Genomic DNA, 18,324 nt, shown 5'->3' with positions numbered 1-18,324 from the left:
ATGAATGCGTCGTCCTCTGCCCACCGAAAGCGAAGCCCGCGAAATCCTGGCTCGACGCAGGACGCGACCGCCGTTGCGACCGCCGCCGCCGGCCGGCCGCTCGCTGGCGCCCCTGATCAAGAAGCTGGACGCCCAGTTCGGACGCGGGGCCAGCGCCCTGGAACCCCGCTGGGTCGAGATCGTGGGCGAGCGCCTGGCCCGCGTCACCCGCCCGCAGAAGCTGACCAAGGGACGAGGAACCGCCGGCGGCACGCTGGAACTGCGCGTGGCCGGCCCCGCCGCCCTGCTGGTGCAGCATCAGTCCGAGGACATCATCCAGCGCGTGAATCTGTTTCTCGGGGCCGGATCCGTCGAAAGACTGCGCATCGCCCAGGGTCCGGTGAAGCCCCTGACCGCAGCTGGCGCCAAAGCCCGTCCGCGCGGCCGGGCCGTCTTGCCGCCCCTCCCCGCTTCGGTCGAAGCCGAGTTGGCCGCCGCTGTGGAGGACGCCCCTGACGGATTGAGGGCGGCGCTCAGAAAACTGGGCCGGGCTGTGCTGTCTCAGCCCCCGGAAAACGAGCGCCGTTGACAAACCTTCGCCGCACCTGTTCTCGACAAGTATCTGGATGGCGCGCGTCCCCGGGAATCGCGCCATCCTTCAGAGTCACACTCTCGACCAAGGACGCCCCATGGCTACGTTCCGTTACGCATCGATGAGCCGCCGCGCGGCCCTGACCGCCGCCGCCCTGGCCGCCATGGCGACCGTCGCCGGCTGCACCGCCAAGACGGGCGGCGCCGCACAAGGCGACATGTCCATGGGCGCCGGCGAGGACGCCAAGGTCACCGTGATCGAATACGCCTCGATCACCTGCGGCCACTGCGCCGTCTGGAACGAAGAAGTCTGGCCCGAGATCAAGACCAAGTATGTCGACAACGACAAGATCCGCTTCGTCTTCCGCGAGTTCCCGACCCCGCCGCAGGACATCGCCGTCGCCGGCTTCCTGATCGCGCGCTGCGCCGGGCCGGACAAGTATTTCGACGTGGTTCACGACATCATGGCCAGCCAGAAGGAATGGATGGCGGGCGTCGCACCGCGCACCACCCTGTTCCGCGCCGCCGCCGCCGCCGGCCTGAGCCAGGAGCAGACCGAGGCCTGCATCAGCGACAAGGCCGCCATCGAAGAAATGAGCAACCGCATCAAGGCCGGCATCGACGCCGGCGTGACCGGCACGCCGACCTTCATGGTCAACGGCACCAAGGTCATCGACAGCAGCCTGTCGGGCCTGTCGGAAGCCATCGACGCGGAACTGGCGAAGTAGTTTCAACCAAGCGGGGGCGTCGTCATGTTGAGGAAGCTGGCAGGGGCTGCGGCCCTGGGCGCCATGCTGGTGCTGGCCGCCTGCACCGGCAAGGACGCGACCCCGATCGAGGGCGACATGGCTCTGGGCGCGCCCGAGGGCGCCAAGGTGACGGTGGTCGAATACGCCTCCGTCACCTGCTCCGGCTGCGCCGCCTGGAACGAGCAGGTCTGGCCCCAGTTCAAGGCCAGATACGTGGACACCAACAAGGTGCGCTTCGTCTTCCGGGAGTTTCCCACCCCGCCGCAGGACGTGGCGGTCGCGGGCTTCCTGCTGGCGCGGTGCGCGGGCGAGGAACAGTATTTCCACGTGGTCGATCAGATCATGCGCGCCCTGCCCGAGCTTCATTCCGGCACGCCGCCCCGCGACATCCTGCTGCGCACTGCGCGTGAGGCAGGGCTGAGCGAAGCCCAGTTCCAGACCTGCGTGGCCGACCCGGCCGGCGTGGCGGCGATGGAAAAGCGCATCAAGGCGGCGCAGGACGCCGGCGTGACCGGCACCCCCACCTTCATGATCAACGGCGAGACCGTCAGCGACCGTTCGCTGGACGGCCTGTCGCAGCACATCGATTCTCTTCTGGTGGCGAAATGACGATCAAATCCCTGTGGCGCGCCCTGCCGTTGGCGGCGGCGCTGGTGACGGTTGCGCCCGGCGTCTTCGCCGCCGACACGTCCTCGGCGACAAGGACGGCCTCGACGGCCGCCGCCGTGCCCTCGGTGACCGCCAGCGACCGGGTGCTGGGGCGCGTTGACGCCCCGGTGACGGTCATCGAATACGCCTCCTTCACCTGCAGCCACTGCGCCGACTGGACCAACGACGTCCTGCCGACGTTCAAGTCGCGCTACATCGACACCGGCAAGGTCAAGCTGGTGTTCCGCGACCTGCCCACGCAACCCGCCCAGGTCGCAACGACCGCCGCCGCCATCGGTCGCTGCGCCGCGCCGGACAGGTTCTTCGATGTGGCGCGTTACTTCATGGCCAACCAGACTACGGCCTTCGCCAGCGGCAGTGTCCGGGACTGGTACATGGGCGCCGTCGGCGTAAGCGGCCGCACCCAGCCGCAGATCGAAGCCTGTCTGGCGGACCCCGCGACGCAAGAAGCCCTGCAAGCGGACGTGGAGGGCGCCGTCGCCGCCGGCGTGGATGGCACGCCGACCTTCTTCGTCAACGGCCGCCGCATGGCCGATCATTCGATTGAAACCCTGTCGGCGGCCATCGACCCGCTGATCAAGGGGCGCTAAGCCCCCGCTTATGCAATTCCAGAGACTGAAGCTCGTCGGCTTCAAATCCTTCGTCGACGCGGCGGAAGTCCAGATCGAGTCCGGCCTGACCGGGGTGGTCGGGCCGAACGGCTGCGGCAAGTCCAATGTGCTGGAAAGCCTGCGCTGGGTCATGGGCGCCAACTCGGCCAAGGCCATGCGCGGCCAGGGCATGGACGACGTCATCTTCGCCGGCGCCGCAGGCCGTCCGCCGCGCAGCCACGCCGAAGTCGTCCTGACCATCGACAACGCCCAGAAGCGCGCGCCTCAGCCCTTTACCGACGCCCCCGTGCTGGAGGTGTCACGCCGCATCGACCGAGGCCAGGGCTCGACCTATCGCATCAACGGCAAGGAGGTCCGCGCCCGCGACGTCCAGCTGCTGTTCGCCGACGCCTCGACCGGGGCCAACAGCCCGGCCCTGGTGCGGCAGGGCCAGATTTCCGAACTGATCGCCGCCAAGCCGCAGAACCGCAGACGTATTCTGGAAGAGGCCGGCGGCGTGTCCGGTCTGCACACCCGGCGGCACGAGGCTGAGCTGCGGCTCAAGGCGGCGGAGGCCAACCTCGACCGGCTGGACGACATCGGGCGTGAATTGGAGACGGCGCTGAACCGGCTCAAGCGCGAGGCGCGTCAGGCCGAGAAGTACAAGAAGATCTCGGCCGAGATCCGCGCCCTGCAGGCCGCCCTGCTCTACGTGCGCTGGAACGACGCCAAGGCGGCGGCGGAAGTCGCGGGCCAGGACCTGCGCGACGCCGACCGCGCCGTGGCCGAGGCCGTCGTCGCCGCCACCAGGGCCGAGGCCGAGGCCCTGAAGGCGCAGGAGGCGATGAAGCCCGCGCGCGAAGAGGACGCCGTCGCCGGCGCCCTGCTGCACCGCGCCACCCTGGAACGCGACCGTCTCGACATGGCCGAACAGGCCGCCCGCGCCGAGGTCGACCGGCTGAAGGCCGAGGCGGCGCGCATCAGCGCCGACGTCGAGCGCGAAGAACGCATGGCCGCCGACGCCAAGCGCGAACTGGACCGGCTGGACCACGAACTGACCAGGCTGAAGGCCGAGATCGCCGCCGCGCCGGAGCGCGGGCCGGAGCTGGAGAAGGCGCTGCTCGTCGCCGAGGACGCGCGCAAGGCCGCCGACGGCGAGGTCGAACGTCTGGCCGGAACCTTGGCCGCCGTCGAGGCTCGCGCCAACGCCGAGAGCGCGAGGAAGCGCGACGCCGAGGCGCGGCTGGCCCGCGTCGTCGGCCAGTTCGAACAGGCCAAGCGCGAACGCGAGGCCCTGGGTCCGCTGGAAACGCCGGAACTGGCCGTCGCCCGCTCGGCGCTTGAGACGGCGCAGGCTGAGTTGACGGCGGCGCGCGAAGCCGTCGAGGCCGCCGAAGCCGCGCGCGGCGACTTGGCCCGCGTCGAGGCCGAGGCCCGCACGGCCGCCCGCGCCGCCGAGGACCGTCTGGGCCGCTTGCAGACCGAGGCGCGCGGCCTGGCGCAACTGCTGGTCAGCGGCAAGCGCGACCATCCGCCCGCGCTGGACAAGGTGTCGGCGGCCAAGGGTTATGAGGCGGCGTTGGCTGCGGCTCTGGGCGACGATCTGGACGCAGCGCTGGACGCCCGCGCCGCCGCGCACTGGGCGGGCGCCGACGCCCCTTCGCCGGTCTGGCCCGAGGGCGTGACCCCGCTGGCCGCCCATGTGACCGCGCCCGATGAACTGGCCGCGCGTCTGGCCCTGTGCGTCGTGGCCAGCCAGTCCGAAGCGCCGCGTCTGGCCAAGACCTTGCCGACCGGCGCCCGCCTGGTGACGGTCGAGGGCGACCTCTATCGCTGGGACGGCTTCGTCAGCCGCGCCGAGGCCCCGCGTCCGGCGGCGGTGCGACTGGCCCAGCGCGCGCGACTGGCCGAACTGGAAGCCGAGATCGACACGGGCAAGCCCGCGCTGGAAACCGCACAGACCGCCCAGAAGAGCGCGACCGAAGCCTTCCGCGCCGCTGAGGAGGCGGTGAAGACCGCGCGCCTCAAGCCCTTCGCCGCCGACAAGGCCGTGACCGCCGGTCGCGACCGGGTCGAAAGCCTGATGCGCGACCAGACCCGGCGCGAGGCCCGCGCACAGGCTCTGGACGAGACCGTCGCCCGTCTGGACGGCGAGGTTGCAGAGGCCAGGGCCGCGCTGGAGGCCGCGCAGAGCGTCGAAGCCCCATCCGAGACCATCGCCGGTCTGCGCGATGAACTGGCCGCCGCCCGCGTCGCTGCGGATGCGGCCCGCCAAGCCGCCCAGGCAGCGCGCTCGACCCGCGACGAGGAAGCCCGCGACCGCGCCGGACGTGAACAGCGTCTGGGCAGCCTGACCCGCGCCCACGAAGGCTGGGCCGGACGCTCCAGGGAAAGCGCCGCCCGCGTCGCCGCCCTGGGCCGGGACGCAGACAAGACCGCCGCCCTGCTGAAACAGGCCGAGATCGCGCCGCAGGGCTTCGCCGAGCAGCGCGGCGCCTTGATGGACGCCCTGATCGCCGCCGAGACGCGCAAGACGGCCTCAGCCGAGGCCCTTAGCCTGGCCGAAACCACGGCCGCCGACAGCGACCGCGCCAGCCGCGCCGCCGAGGCCGCCGCCGGGGCCGCACGCGAGGCCCGCGCCGGTCTGGCCGTGCGCGCCGAGGCCGCGTCGGAGCGTCTGGTCGAGGCCGAGGCCACCCTGCGCGAGACGGCGCAGATGTCGCCGGACGAACTGGGCCAGAAGCTGGTCGACGACGCCATCGCCCGCCCGCCGGACACCGCCGGCGCGGAAAGCCTGCTGAGCGGGCTGGAGCGCGAGCGCGAGGCCTTGGGCGCCGTCAACCTGCGCGCCGAGGAAGAGGCCGCCGAATACGGCGAGCGCCTGGGCGCCATGAAGTCCGAACGCATCGATCTGACCCAGGCCATCGCCAAGCTGCGCGACGGCATCGACGAGCTGAACGCCGAGGGCCGCGAGCGGCTGACGGCGGCCTTCGACGTCATCAACGCCAACTTCAAGACCCTGTTCGAGGCCTTGTTCGGCGGCGGTCAGGCCGAGCTGAAGCTGGTCGAAAGCGACGACCCGCTGGAGGCCGGTCTGGAAATCTACGCCTGCCCGCCGGGCAAGCGTCTTTCGGTCATGAGCCTGATGTCAGGCGGCGAGCAGGCCCTGACGGCGGCGGCGCTGATCTTTGGCGTCTTCCTGGCCAATCCGGCGCCTGTCTGCGTGCTGGACGAGGTGGACGCGCCGCTGGACGACGCCAACGTCGACCGCTTCTGCCGGATGCTGCACGAGATGCGCAGCCGCACCGACACCCGCTTCATCGTCATCACCCACAACCCGGTGACCATGAGCCGGATGGACCGCCTGTATGGCGTCACCATGCCCGAACGCGGCATGAGCCAGCTGGTCAGCGTCAACCTGAACCAGGCCGAGCAGATCGTGGCGGGCTGACCTCTCGATCCTCCCCTGCGCAGCGGGGAAGGATTCAGTGGGGCGTTGTTTTCCGCCGTCGCATCGCCTCGCGAACGTCGCCCATGGCTGGCCCGATCAGGAACCAGGGCTCGACGCAGTAGCGCGCGAACAGGCGTTTCGGGTCGGAGAACAGGCGGAACAGCCATTCGACGCCAAGCCGCCCCATCCAGCGCGGCGCCGCCTTCTGCACGCCCGCCTCATAGTCGAAGGCGGCGCCGACCGGCAGGATGACGGCGTCGGGCAGGACCCCGATGTTCTCGGCGATCCACAACTCCTGACGCGGCATGCCCATGCCGACGAACAGGACATTCGGCTTGAACGCGGTGATTTCGGCGAGGACGGCGGCATTGCCCGGCGATCCCGGCCTAGCGTCGAAATAGCCGGACAGGCCCTTGATCGCCGCTCCCGGATAGCGGGCGCTCAGACGTTCCGCCGCCGTCGTCGCCACCCCGTCGGCCCCGCCGACGTAGAGCACGCGCCAGCCCTGGCGGTTGGCCAGGCTCCAGAACTGGTCGCGCCAGTCCAGATAGGTGCAGCGGTGGAAGGGGCGGCTATGCAGGCCCAGCAGCCGCGTGAAATGGATCAGGGGCGTGGAATCCAGCTCGACCACGTCCGCCATGTCGTACAGCCGCCGCATCCCCGGCGTGCGCGGCAAGAGGTAGAGGCTATGCAGGTTGTGGTTGGCGATGACGCTGCGCTGGCCCGCCGCAATGCAGCGCTCGACGTGCAGCAGGACTTCCTCGGGCCGCATCAGATCGACGGTTTCCCCCAGGATGCGGACGCGCTCTTCGGGCCGTCGCGTCTGGCGGAAAGGACGACGTTCGCGCCGCCGCCGGTCGGGCGGGGCGCTGGCGGCATCGACTCCGAGCGGCTCCTGATACATGGCTTGGCTATAGCGTCCCGCGTCTCAACACGTGGTTTGCGGATGCGGTTAACGAAACACGGGATGTCGGGATGAAACCAGCCTTCATGATGACGACGGCCGTCCTCGCCTGCCTGCTGGCGACAGCGGCGATGGCCGAGGATCAGGCCCTGGTCCTGACCGGCGTCGGGCGGTTCGCGATCTTCGCCGATGCGGCCTCGATCACGCTCGACGGCGAGGGGGTGCGGATGCGATCTTTGCAGGTCAGCGACGAGGACATGGTCATCGGCGGGGTCGCCTATTCCGGCGGCTGGTCGTGGTGGCGGTTCGACTGCGCGGCGCAGACGGCGAACCGGCTGGACTTCGCCTCGCTGCGCGCCGACGGCATTGAGGGGCCGGTCACGCCGACCCAATCGCAACCCATTGCCATCAGCCCCGGCGGGGATGCGGCGGAACTGGCGGCGGTGGCCTGTAGGCCAGAACCCCATACGGCGGATGCCGCGACCCCCGCCGACGCCGTGCGTATCGGGCGGGCGCGAATGAAGGACTGAGGTTCTCCCTCCCCTTCATGGGGAGGGTGGTCGCGAAGCGACCGGGTGGGAAGGGCGTGGCGATATGGAACACTGCGCCTGACTTGCCGAAGCGCCCCCCACCCGGCCTCGCCTTTCGGGCTCAGCCACCCTCCCCATGAAGGGGAGGGAGAATTCGCTGTCCATTCCGATCCAGATCCACGCGGTCCCGCGGCAGGGCCTGCGGACATTCATCCCGCATGAAGGCCAGCATCTTTTCGCGCACCTCGCAGCGCAGGTCGAAGGCGACCGAGGCGTTCTTGGCGCTGGTCAGGCAGCGGACCTGGGCCACGCGTTCGGTGATGTCGGTGACCTGCAAGGAGACCACGTCGCCGTCCCACAGGGGCGAGGCGTGGGCGATGGCCTCCAGCTTGACGCGCAACCGGTCGATCGGCGCCTCGTAGTCGACATAGAGGAAGGCGACGCCGATCAGGCGGGCGTTGTCGCGGGTCCAGTTCTGGAACGGCTTCTGGATGAAATAGGTCAGGGGCAGGATCATCCTGCGCCAGTCCCACAGTTTGACCACGACATAGGTCGAGGTGATCTCCTCTACCCGACCCCACTCGCCCTCGACGATGACGGCGTCGTCCAGTCGGATCGGCTGGGCCGTGGCGATCTGGATGCCGGCGATCAGGTTGGTCAGGAAGGGTTGCAGCGCCAGACCGGCGACGATGCCGACCACCCCGGCCGAGGCCAGCAGCGACATGCCCCACTGGCGCACGCCGGGAATGGTCAGAAGCGCCAGCCCCAGGGTGATCAGGCCGATCAGGATGGCGGCGACGCGTTGAAGGATGCGCGTCTGGGTGACGTGCTTGCGCGCATAGAGGTTGTCCTCGGCCTCCATGTTGAACTTACGCAGATGGACGATGGCCCCCATGTCCACCGCGCCCGCGATCATCCAGCCGCAGACCAGGATGAAGGCGAACAGCAGGGTCCGGCGGATCAGCAGCGACGGCTCGGGGTCCAGCGGCGACACCGTGACCGCAAGCGCCAGGGCGATGATCATCACCGCGATCCGCACCTTCAGCCGGGCGCGGCCGACCATGCCTTTCCAGAAGAGGTCACGCTTGCGCACCGCCAGCTTCAGCAGGGCGAAGACGACCTGGTTCGCCGCCCAGCCGATGAAGACGAAGACGGCGGTGATGATGGTGACCACGGCCCATTCGGGCAGCCAGTAAAACTGGGCCCACAGGGCGAAGATGTTGTTGGTCAGATCGACGACGAACTGGGGCATGGGCTCAACCTAGCCAGCTTCGTCGCCCGACCCAAGGCCGTGCGGCGCTTCAGCGCGCCGCCGCCTCCACCAGATCAGCCAGACGGGTGGCGGCGTCTGGGATGGCGACCGAGCGGGCGGCGGCGGACATGACAGTCATCTTCGCCGGATCGGACAGGATGTCGGCCAAGACGGCGGTCAGGCTGTCCACTGTCACGTCGTCCTCGGCGATGACGCGCGCCGCGCCGGCGTCGGACAAGGCGCGGGCGTTCAGGGTCTGGTGGTCGTCCATGGCGATCTTCAGCGGGATCAGGACGGACGGCAAGGCCGCCACCGCCAGTTCCGAACAGGTCGAAGCCCCGGCGCGGCCGATGACCAGATGCGCCTTCGACAGACGGTCGGCCATGTCACGGAAGAAGGGGGCGACCTCGGCCTCTATGCCGGCCTCCAGATAGATCTGACGCGCGCTGTCCAGCGTCTCGGGCCGTGATTGTTGCTGCACCTTCAGGCGGTTGCGGACGGCCTCGGGCAGGGCCGCCAGCGCGCGGGGTGCGGTCTCGGACAGGATGCGGGCGCCCTGGCTGCCGCCGGTCACGAGGACATGGATCGGGCCGTCGCCGGCGGGGGCGACATAGGCGCGGTCAAACAGGGCGCGGATGTCGGGCCGCACCGGGTTGCCGACGACCTGGGCGCGCGCCTTCACCGCTTCGGGCGCGCGGCCCAGGGTCGGGAAGGCCGAGGCCACGCCGCCGACGCGGGGGGCCAGCATCCGGTTGGTCCGGCCCAGGACCGCGTTCTGTTCGTGGATCAGGGTCGGACGCTTCTGCAGGATGGCGGCGACCAGAGCGGGCGCCGAAGGATAGCCCCCGAAGCCGACCACCACGTCCGCGCCGGTGCGGTCGAAGGCCGACTTCGCCTGACCCACGCCCCGCCAGATGGCGAGGCCCGCCTTCAGCAGGCCGATGGGGCCGCTGCCGGTCGCGGCGTCCAGGGCCAGGCGCTCCTCGGCAGGAAAGGCATGGGCGTAATGCTGGCCGCGCGCGTCGGTCGCCAGCACCACGCGCCAGCCGCGCGAGGCCAGTTCGCGAGCCAGGGCCTCGGCGGGGAACATGTGACCGCCAGTGCCCCCGGCGGCGACGACGCAGACCTTGTCCATGGGCGATACTCTCTTACGGCAGCAGACGACGACGCGGCGGCGAAATGTTGGAGCCCGGTTCATAGGCCCCCGGACGGCGCCGCGTCAGGGCCAGGGCGAACCCCATGGTCAGGCCCATGGCCATCATCGACGACCCGCCATAGCTGATGAAGGGAAGCGTCATGCCCTTGGTCGGGATCAGGTTCAGGTTCACCGCCACATTGATGCAGGCCTGAAGCCCGATCAGCATGAAGAGGCCCGCCGCCGCCGTCTGCTCGAACGGGTCGTTCAGCTTCATCGCCTTCTTCATCCCGCGGATGACGATGAAGGCGTAGAGGCCGATCAGGATCAGGCTGAGGACCAGGCCGAATTCCTCGGCGCCGACCGAATAGATGAAGTCGGTGTGCAGGTCGGGGACATGACGCTTCATCACCCCCTCGCCGATGCCGCGCCCGACCAGGCCGCCGGCGCGGATGGCCTCTGAGGCGCGGTCGATCTGATGGGTGTCGGTCGTCTCGGGCGACAGGAAGCGGCTGAGGCGGTCGCGCATGTGGCTGAAGGTGAAATACAGCGACACCACCCCGCCCGCGCCCATGGCGGCGATGACCGCCACCCATTTCAGCGGCACCCCGGCCATAAAGAAGACGGCCATGAAGGTGGTGGTGATCAGCAGGGTCTGGCCGATGTCGGGCTGGATCAACAGCAGGCCGACCGTCAGGGCCCACAGGCCGAAGGCGATGCTGACGCCAGGAACCCCCTGCCCCTTCTGGGCCTCGGCGAACATCCAGGCGGCGAAGACGATCAGGCCGGGCTTGGCGAACTCGGACGGCTGCAGGCTGAACGGGCCGAGATTCACCCAGCGCGCGGCGCCCTTCACGGTGTCGCCGATAAACGGCAGGGCCGCCATGACCACGATGGCGCCGAACAGGGCCAGGACCGCGATCCGTCGCACCCCGCGCGGCGACAGCAGCGACGCCGTCAGCATGACGGTCGTCCCCATCGAGGCCCAGACGATCATCCGCCAGGAATAGTGGAAGGGATCGGTGATGGACTCGTCGGCCAGGATGGCGGCGGGGCTGGAGGCGAAGCTGAGCGACACGCCGAGCGCCACCAGGGTCAGGGCCGCGCCCAGCAGGCCGCGATCCACGGTCCAGAACCAGCGCGCGATCAGGCTCTGGTCGTTGCGCGAAAACGGGTGGCTGTAGCTCTGGCTCATGCGGCGGGCTCAGGCTGGGCGCCCAGCGCCAGCACGGCGGCGCGGAAGGCTTCGCCCCGCACCTCAAAATCAGGGAACTGATCGAAGCTGGCGCAGGCGGGCGACAGCAGGACGACCTGCTCGCCCCCGGCCTTGGCGGCGTCGGCGGCGGCCAGCTCGACCGCGCGCTCCATGGTGTGGGCCACCACGTGCGGGGTGTCGGCCAGGGTGACGGAAAAGGCGTCGGCGGCCTCGCCGATCAGATAGGCCCTGGCGACGTGGGGGAAGAGGTCGCGCAAGGCTTCGATGCCGCCCTCCTTGGCCTTGCCGCCCGCGATCCAGAAGACGCTGGGGTAGGAGGCCAGGGCCTGACGCGCGGCGTCGGCGTTGGTGCCTTTGGAGTCGTTGATGAAGCGCACGCCGCCGAGACGGCCCACGGCCTCCATCCGATGCGCCAGACCGGGGAAGGTCATCAGGCCCTCGACCGCCGCGTCGTGCGACACGCCCAGCGCGCGGGCGGCGGCATAGGCGAAGGCGGCGTTCTGGGCGTTATGACGACCGGGCAGCGAGCGGGCCTTTGTCAAATCAGCAATCATGACGCTATCGGCGGTCAGTTCGCCGTCCGTAGCCTCCATCATCACCAAGTGGCCAGCGTCGAAATAACGCGCGCGGCCCTCGGACAATCGTTCCCCGATCTTATCCGCCGGTACTCCGCCGCGACGCCCGCCTCCGACCATCAAGACGCGCGTCGTGACCATGGTGGTCCAACCGCCCCGCGACAGAAGCGCATCGAAGATGTCATTGCCCCATCGCTCATCGGTTCCGATGATCGCCGTGCGGCCCTCGCCGTGTGCCTGGAACAACTTCGCCTTGGCGGCGACATAGCCCTCCATGCCGCCGTGGCGGTCCAGGTGGTCGGGGCTGATGTTGGTCAGGATGGCCACATCGGGCGCGAAGGTCGTGGTCAGGTCCAGCTGGTAGGACGAGACCTCGATGACATAGACGGCGTCGGGCGTCGGGGCCGGCAGGGCCAGGACGCCGATGCCGATATTGCCGCCGATGTGGACGCTCAGGCCCGCCGACTTCAGCACCCAGCCGATCAGGGCCGTGGTGGTGGACTTGCCGTTGGTGCCGGTGATGGCGACGACGCGGGGGCGCTGGCCTTGCGGCAGGGCGTCCAGGGCGCGGGCGAACAGTTCGACGTCGCCCATGACCGGCACGCCCGCCGCATGGGCGCGCTCGACGGTCCAGTGCGGTTTGGGATGGGTCAGCGGCGCGCCGGGCGACAGGACCAGGGCGGCGAAGCCCGACCAGTCGGCGCGAGTCAGGTCCTCGACGATGAAGCCTTCCGCCTCGGCCTGCATACGGCCCGAGACGCCGTCGTCCCACAGGACGGGGACGGCGCCGCCGGCGTGAAGCGCGCGCGCGGCGGTGATCCCGGATCGACCCAGGCCGAAGACCGCGACGCGTCTGCCCTCGAAGCCGGGAACCGGGATCATGGGATCAGCGCAGCTTCAGCGTGGCCAGACCGAGCAGCGCCAGCATGGCGGCGACGATCCAGAAGCGGATAACGACGGTGGATTCCGGCCAGCCCATCTTCTCGAAATGGTGGTGGATCGGGGCCATCAGGAAGATGCGCTTGCCGGTCAGCTTGAAGTAGCCGACCTGGATCATGACCGAGGCGGCCTCGACCACGAACAGGCCGCCGACGATGCCCAGCACCAGTTCGTGCTTGGTGGCCACGGCGATGGAGCCCAGCGCGCCGCCCAGGGCCAGCGAGCCGGTGTCGCCCATGAAGATCTTGGCCGGCGGGGCGTTGTACCAGAGGAAGCCCATGCCGCCGCCGATCATTGCGGCGCAGAAGATGGCCAGCTCGCCCGAGCCGGGCACGTGGTGAACCTGCAGATACTCGGCGAAGACGAAGTTGCCGACCAGATAGGAGATGATGCCGAAGGCGCCCGCCGCCATCATCACCGGCACGATGGCCAGACCGTCCAGACCGTCGGTCAGGTTCACGGCGTTGGAGAAGCCGATGATGGTGAAGGCGGCGAAGGCCACATAGAACCAGCCGATGTTCAGCAGGACAGCCTTGAGGAAGGGGAAGGCGATCGAGGTCTCAAGCCCCGGCGAGGTCGGGGAATAGGTCATCCAGACGACGGTCAGCACGCCCGCGATCACGGCGACGACCGCCTGGGCCGCCAGCTTCTGTTTCGAGGTCAGGCCCGCCGAGGTCTGCTTGGTCACCTTGGCGTAGTCGTCGATGAAGCCCAGCACGCCAAAGGCCGCCGTCACGCCCGAGACGATCCAGATATAGGGGTTGGTCAGGTCGCCCCAGAGGAAGACCGCAACGCCGATGCCCGCCAGGATCATCAGCCCGCCCATGGTCGGGGTGCCGACCTTGGACAGGTGCGAAACCGGGCCGTCCTCACGGATCGGCTGGCCCCGGCCCTGCTTGGCGCGAATCCAGTTGATGAAGCGGCTGCCCATGGCGACCGCGACGATCATGGCCGTGGCCATGGCCAGGGCGACGCGCACGGTCTGATACTGGATCAGGTGCAGCAGCGGATATTCCTGCGCAATGTCCGCGTAGTAGAGATAGAGCAGGTAGAACATTCTTGAGTGACCCTATCGCGTCGCGCGCGGCGCGCCGCTGCCCGAGGGGTTGTTGCCTTGATCGGCTGAGCCGAGATTTGCAAGCGCAGCCGCGACCAGCGAGGCCCTGGACCCGTTCGATCCCTTGACCATGACGATGTCGCCGGGGCCGACCAGCTTGTTCGCCTCGGCGGCCAGTTCGGCGGCGGTGGCGCGCCACAGGCCGCGTCGCGACGGCGGCAGGGCGTCGTGCAGGCGGCGCATCTCCATGCCCGCAGCATGGACGACGTCCAGACCGGCGGCGGCGATGGGCTGGATCAGGCCTTCGTGCAGGGCGCGGCTGTGCTCGCCCAGTTCCAGCATGTCGGTCAGGACCACGATGCGGCGTCCGCCCTCGGCGACGGGCCTGGCCCCCAGGCTGAGGAAGCCCGCCTTCATCGACAGGGGATTGGCGTTGTAGCTCTCGTCGATCAGGGTGAAGGCGCCGCCGGGGATGGCGACCGTCTTCAACTGGCCGCGTCCCGCCAGCGGCTGGAAGCCGGCGAGCGCCTGCAAGGCCGTATCCAGCGACACGTCCAGCGCCCGCAGCATCAGGATGACGCACAGACTGTTCAGGCCCCAGTGCACGCCCGACTGGGCCAGACGGTAGTCAAGGCGATGGCCGTCGATCTCGGCGGTGACGCGCGCGCCCTCGGCGTCGGCCTTGAAGCCCAGCAGGCGGGCGTCGGCGCCGGCGCCCGAGCCGAAGGTCTGCACCACGGCGCCAGCCGCGACCGCCGCCTGACGCACCAGATCGGCATGGGCGTCAGCGGCGTTGATCACGGCCACGCCGCCGGGGATCAGACCCTCGAAGATGGTGGCCTTTTCGCGCGCCACACCGGCCTCGCCGTCAGCGAAAGCCTCGATATGGACCGGGCCAACCGTGGTGACGCAGGCGGCGTGCGGACGCACGAACTTCGACAGCGGCCCGATCTCGCCCGGCGCATTCATGCCGATCTCGAACACGGCGCGATCCGTGCCGTGGGGCATCCGCGCCAGGGTCAGGGGCACGCCGATATGGTTGTTGTAGCTCTTGATCGAGGCGTGGGCCGCTCCGGCCAGATCAAGGCCCGCCTTGATCGCCTGGGTCGCGCTCGTCTTGCCGACGCTGCCGGTGACGGCGCCGCGCAGGCGGGCGCGTTCGCGGGCGGCGACGCCCAGGGCCTCCAGCCCCTTCAGCGTGTCGGGGACCAGGACGTAGGGCCCGCCCTCGACGGGGCTATCAGCCAGGGCGACAGTCGCGCCCGCGGCGAAGGCGGCGGACGCGAACTCATGCCCATCGCGGGCGCCGTGCAGGGCCAGGAACAGGTCGCCGGGCGCGATCTCGCGGCTGTTGTAGGTCAGGCCCGAGATGTCAGCATCGGGTCCGTGAAGTGTCCCCCCGGTCGCCGAGGCGATGGCTTCGGCGGTCCAGAGCGGCGTTTGAGTGTCAGGCATGATCGCGCAGGGCTTCGGTCGCTTCGGTGGCGTCGTCGAAGGGATGAATGACCCCGGCGACGATCTGTCCCTGTTCATGCCCTTTTCCGGCGATCACCACCACATCTCCTTCGCGCATCAGCGAAACGGCGTGATGAATGGCCTCGCGGCGGTCGCCGATCTCAAGCGCGTCGGGGCAACCGGCGCGAACCTGTGCGCGGATGGCGGCGGGGTCTTCCGAGCGCGGATTGTCGTCGGTGACGATGGCCACGTCGGCCAGACGGCCGGCGATCTCGCCCATCATCGGCCGCTTGGCGCGGTCCCGGTCGCCGCCAGCGCCGAAGACGACGATCAGACGACCGGTCGCGTGCGGGCGCAGAGCGTTCAGCACCGTCTCCAGACCGTCCGGGGTGTGGGCGTAGTCGACATAGACCTCGCCGCCGCGCGAGCCTTCGCCGGGGATGCGTTGCAGACGCCCTTGAGCGCCGCGAATGAACTCCATCGCCGGGATGACCCGGTCGGCGTCTTCGCCGCCCGCAATGCACAGGCCCGCCGCGACCAGGGCGTTCGAGGCCTGGAAGGCGCCGGCCAGCGGCAGCAGGATGTCGTGGATGCGGCCGCGCGCATCGATGGTCAGGCGCTGGCCTTTCGGCGTGGCCCGGCGCGCGATCAGCGACAGGTCGCGCCCGCGCTCGCCCACGCCCATGACGCCCAGACCCGCCATGATCGAGGCCGAGGCGAAGGCGGAATAGGCGTCAGAGTCCGCATTCAGGACGGCGGTGCGGCCGCGCGGCAGCAGGGCCTCGAACAGACGCAGCTTGGCGGCGCGATAGGCGGCCATGTCGCCGTGATAGTCGAGGTGGTCCTGGGTCAGGTTGGTGAAGCCGGCGGCGCGGATGGCCACGCCGTCCAGACGGCGCTGGTCGATGCCGTGCGACGAGGCCTCCAGCGCCAGGTGGGTCACGTCCTTGGCGGCCAGCTCGGCCAGCAGGCGCGCGGCCTCGGCGGCGTCGGGGCTGGTCAGGCCGGGGCCGGTCAGGGCGTAGGTCTGCTCACCCTTCTGACCGACGACGCCCAGGGTGCCCATGCTGGCCGACTTCAGGCCCAGACCGGCCCATATCTGGCGGCAGAAGTTGGCGACCGAGGTCTTGCCATTGGTGCCGGTGATGGCGACGCAGGTCCTGGGCTGGGCGCCGTAGAAGCTGCGCGCGGCCAGCGCATAGGCCCGGTGCACATCGCCCGACGTGACCAGCAGCGGGGCTGCGCCCGCCGGGGTGTCGGTCGGGGCCAGGATGGCGGCGGCGCCCTTGGCCAGGGCTTGCGGGATGAAGGCGCGACCGTCGGCGGCCGAGCCCGGCAGGGCCACGAACAGGGCGCCCGGCGCGACCTTGCGGCTGTCGGACGTGACCGAGGTGATCTCGGGGTCCGAGCTGACGTCGCGACGCAGCAGTTCTGACAGACGAAGCGCGCTCATCGGCCGTCGCCCTCGACGTCCTGATATTGCGGAATCTTCTCGCCCAGGGCGGTGGACCAGCGGTCGGCCTTGCGCTGGACGCCGAGGAAGGGGGCGATGCGGTCGGCGATCCTGCCAACGGCGGGCGCCGCGACATAGCCGCCGGTGCGGGGGAAGGTTCCGGGCTCGTCCATCAGCACGAAGACCGTGTAACGCTTAGCCGTCACCGGACCGTCGGCGGGGAAGACGCCAGCGAACGAGCCCACCGCGACGGCCGGGTTATAGCGACCGTTGACCAGCTTGTTGGCCGAGCCTGTCTTGCCCCCCATGCGAAGACCCGGCGCATTGGCGAAGCCGCCCGAACCGCGCGTCACGTTGCGACGCATCAGGTCCAGCATGGTGGCCGAGGTCTCGGGCGAGACCACCTGATGGGTCGGGGCGTTGGGTCGACCGCCCTTGCGCAGGGTCGGCTGCACATAGCGGCCGCCGTTCACCAGAGCGCCGTAGGCGGCGACATACTGGATCGGCGTGATCATGATGCCGTAGCCGAAGGACAGCGAAGCGAGGGTGGTGTCGTCCCACTTGCGCACCTTGGGCGGGCTGGCCGACTCCTTCAGCTCGATCGGCGCGGCTTCCAGCAGGCCGAGGCGCCGGAAGTAGTCGCGCATCACATCGCCGCCCATCTCGACCGCCAGACGCGAGGTGCCGATATTGGACGAGTGGAGATAGACCTCTTCCAGCGTCAGCACCTTGTTGGTGGCGTGGAAGTCGGTGATGCGGCGCTTGCCGATCTGCAGGGCCTGGGAGGCGTCGAACAGGGTGTTCATGTCGGCGCGACCGGTGTCGATGCCTGCGGCGACGGTGAAGCTCTTGAACACCGAGCCCATTTCGTAGTGGGCCGAGGTGACGCGGTTCATCACAGCTTCGGGCGCGGCCGCATTGCGACGGTTGCCGTCGTAGGCCGGCCAGGAGGCCATGGCCAGGATTTCGCCCGTCTGAACGTCGGTCACCACGGCGACCGCGCCCTTGGCCTTTGCCTGTTCGGCGGCCAGAGCCAGTTCGTTCTCGACCACGCCCTGAACACGCAGGTCGATGGAGAGCTGGAAATCTTCGCCGGCGGCGCCCGCCGCGCGAATTTCCTGGTCGAAGGCCAGTTCCGAGCCGGAAACGCCCTCGCCGCCCGTATCGGCCCGGCCGATCAGATGGACCGCCGAGGTTCCCAGGGGATAGACGCGGCGATCCTCGGGCTCGAACGAAACACCGCCGAGCGCAAGGGCATGAACCGCACTGCGCTCGGAAGGGGTCAGCCCGTTGAGGGCCAGCAGGCGACGCTCCCCGCTCAGGACGCGATCCAGCCGACTGGCCGAAATGCGCGGAAGGGCGCGGCGCAGCTGAACCTTGGCCGTCGCCGGATCCCAGATTTCGCGCGGGTCGATATAGAGGCCGTAGTGGGTGATGTTGGTGGCCAACAGCTGGCCGTTGCGATCCACCAGATCGGCGCGCGTGAGGGCGTTCGGGTTGAAACCCACGCCCGATCCGCCGCGCGGCGCGAACAGGGCGGCGTGGGCCGCCCCCAGGGCCAGGCAGGCGAAGACGGCGGAAAACGCCGCCAGGATCAGGAAGATGCGGACGCGGGTGTCTTCTTCCGGACGGCCGTCGGCGCGAGCGCGCTCGAACGAGTGCTCCATCCACCAGACGCAAGAAGCGACCCAGCGCCCCCAGGCCGCGAACAGACCGCCGACGGAAGGCCCCTGCGGGCGCGGCTGCGGACGGCCCGGCGCGGGGCGCCGATAATCCATG

The 18,324-nt window shown here is 69.6% G+C and carries 15 protein-coding genes; 6 read left to right on the top strand and 9 right to left on the bottom strand.

The features are described 5' to 3' along the window. Positions 1–4: 4 nt before the first annotated feature. The 5 genes from ACOZBP_RS11260 (at position 5) to smc (ending at position 6,029) form a co-directional block, all read left to right on the top strand. Positions 5–568 carry a DUF721 domain-containing protein gene (locus ACOZBP_RS11260; RefSeq protein ID WP_422676528.1) on the top strand — a complete coding sequence of 188 codons (564 nt, stop codon included), beginning with the start codon at positions 5–7 and terminating at the stop codon, positions 566–568. A gap of 100 nt (positions 569–668) precedes the next feature. Next, a complete protein-coding gene (locus ACOZBP_RS11255) occupies positions 669–1,298 on the top strand; it encodes a DsbA family protein (RefSeq protein WP_422676526.1) in 630 nt (209 codons plus the stop codon). Between the two features lie 24 nt (positions 1,299–1,322). Beyond that, positions 1,323–1,928 (top strand): DsbA family protein, encoded by a 606-nt coding sequence (locus tag ACOZBP_RS11250; protein WP_422676525.1) that lies wholly within the window; start codon positions 1,323–1,325, stop codon positions 1,926–1,928. Next, positions 1,925–2,578, top strand: a complete 654-nt coding sequence (locus ACOZBP_RS11245) for a DsbA family protein (protein WP_422676524.1) — start codon at positions 1,925–1,927, stop codon at positions 2,576–2,578. The genes ACOZBP_RS11250 and ACOZBP_RS11245 overlap by 4 nt, the downstream gene beginning before the upstream one ends. A gap of 10 nt (positions 2,579–2,588) precedes the next feature. Continuing rightward, on the top strand, positions 2,589–6,029 hold the full coding sequence (smc, locus tag ACOZBP_RS11240) for a chromosome segregation protein SMC (RefSeq protein WP_422676523.1): 3,441 nt from the start codon (positions 2,589–2,591) through the stop codon (positions 6,027–6,029). A gap of 34 nt (positions 6,030–6,063) precedes the next feature. Here the strand turns inward: smc and ACOZBP_RS11235 are convergent, their stop codons facing one another. Further along, positions 6,064–6,933 (bottom strand): WecB/TagA/CpsF family glycosyltransferase, encoded by an 870-nt coding sequence (locus tag ACOZBP_RS11235; protein ID WP_422676522.1) that lies wholly within the window; start codon positions 6,931–6,933, stop codon positions 6,064–6,066. 71 nt (positions 6,934–7,004) lie between these two features. Here ACOZBP_RS11235 and ACOZBP_RS11230 point away from each other — a divergent pair, with 71 nt between their 5' ends. After that, on the top strand, positions 7,005–7,463 hold the full coding sequence (locus ACOZBP_RS11230; protein WP_422676521.1) for a hypothetical protein: 459 nt from the start codon (positions 7,005–7,007) through the stop codon (positions 7,461–7,463). Between the two features lie 121 nt (positions 7,464–7,584). Here the strand turns inward: ACOZBP_RS11230 and ACOZBP_RS11225 are convergent, their stop codons facing one another. Genes ACOZBP_RS11225 through ACOZBP_RS11190 form a run of 8 tightly spaced genes read right to left on the bottom strand, consistent with a single transcriptional unit; the run spans position 7,585 to position 18,323 of the window. Beyond that, on the bottom strand, positions 7,585–8,715 hold the full coding sequence (locus ACOZBP_RS11225) for a mechanosensitive ion channel family protein (RefSeq protein ID WP_422676520.1): 1,131 nt from the start codon (positions 8,713–8,715) through the stop codon (positions 7,585–7,587). A gap of 49 nt (positions 8,716–8,764) precedes the next feature. Beyond that, positions 8,765–9,850, bottom strand: a complete 1,086-nt coding sequence (gene murG / locus ACOZBP_RS11220) for an undecaprenyldiphospho-muramoylpentapeptide beta-N-acetylglucosaminyltransferase (protein WP_422676519.1) — start codon at positions 9,848–9,850, stop codon at positions 8,765–8,767. A gap of 13 nt (positions 9,851–9,863) precedes the next feature. Beyond that, positions 9,864–11,045: a putative lipid II flippase FtsW gene (gene ftsW / locus ACOZBP_RS11215; RefSeq protein ID WP_422676518.1), complete on the bottom strand. Its 1,182-nt coding sequence runs from the start codon at positions 11,043–11,045 to the stop codon at positions 9,864–9,866. Next, positions 11,042–12,523, bottom strand: coding sequence for a UDP-N-acetylmuramoyl-L-alanine--D-glutamate ligase (murD, locus tag ACOZBP_RS11210; protein WP_422676517.1), 1,482 nt, complete (start codon positions 12,521–12,523; stop codon positions 11,042–11,044). Before murD ends, ftsW begins: the two co-directional genes overlap by 4 nt. A gap of 4 nt (positions 12,524–12,527) precedes the next feature. Next, entirely contained in the window at positions 12,528–13,637 is a 1,110-nt protein-coding gene (gene mraY / locus ACOZBP_RS11205) for a phospho-N-acetylmuramoyl-pentapeptide-transferase (RefSeq protein WP_114816154.1), read from the bottom strand. 12 nt (positions 13,638–13,649) lie between these two features. Then, on the bottom strand, positions 13,650–15,092 hold the full coding sequence (locus tag ACOZBP_RS11200) for a UDP-N-acetylmuramoyl-tripeptide--D-alanyl-D-alanine ligase (RefSeq protein WP_422676516.1): 1,443 nt from the start codon (positions 15,090–15,092) through the stop codon (positions 13,650–13,652). Then, a complete protein-coding gene (locus ACOZBP_RS11195; protein ID WP_422676515.1) occupies positions 15,085–16,545 on the bottom strand; it encodes a UDP-N-acetylmuramoyl-L-alanyl-D-glutamate--2,6-diaminopimelate ligase in 1,461 nt (486 codons plus the stop codon). Before ACOZBP_RS11195 ends, ACOZBP_RS11200 begins: the two co-directional genes overlap by 8 nt. Beyond that, complete coding sequence (locus tag ACOZBP_RS11190; RefSeq protein WP_422676589.1) at positions 16,542–18,323, bottom strand: peptidoglycan D,D-transpeptidase FtsI family protein; 1,782 nt, start codon at positions 18,321–18,323, stop codon at positions 16,542–16,544. The genes ACOZBP_RS11195 and ACOZBP_RS11190 overlap by 4 nt, the downstream gene beginning before the upstream one ends. Position 18,324 lies beyond the last annotated feature (1 nt).

Origin of the sequence: Brevundimonas sp. NPDC058933, from assembly GCF_049315965.1 — a bacterium.
GTDB lineage: Bacteria > Pseudomonadota > Alphaproteobacteria > Caulobacterales > Caulobacteraceae > Brevundimonas.
Note: the sequence above shows the minus strand (reverse complement) of the source record. Positions and strands in the feature narration are given on the sequence as shown.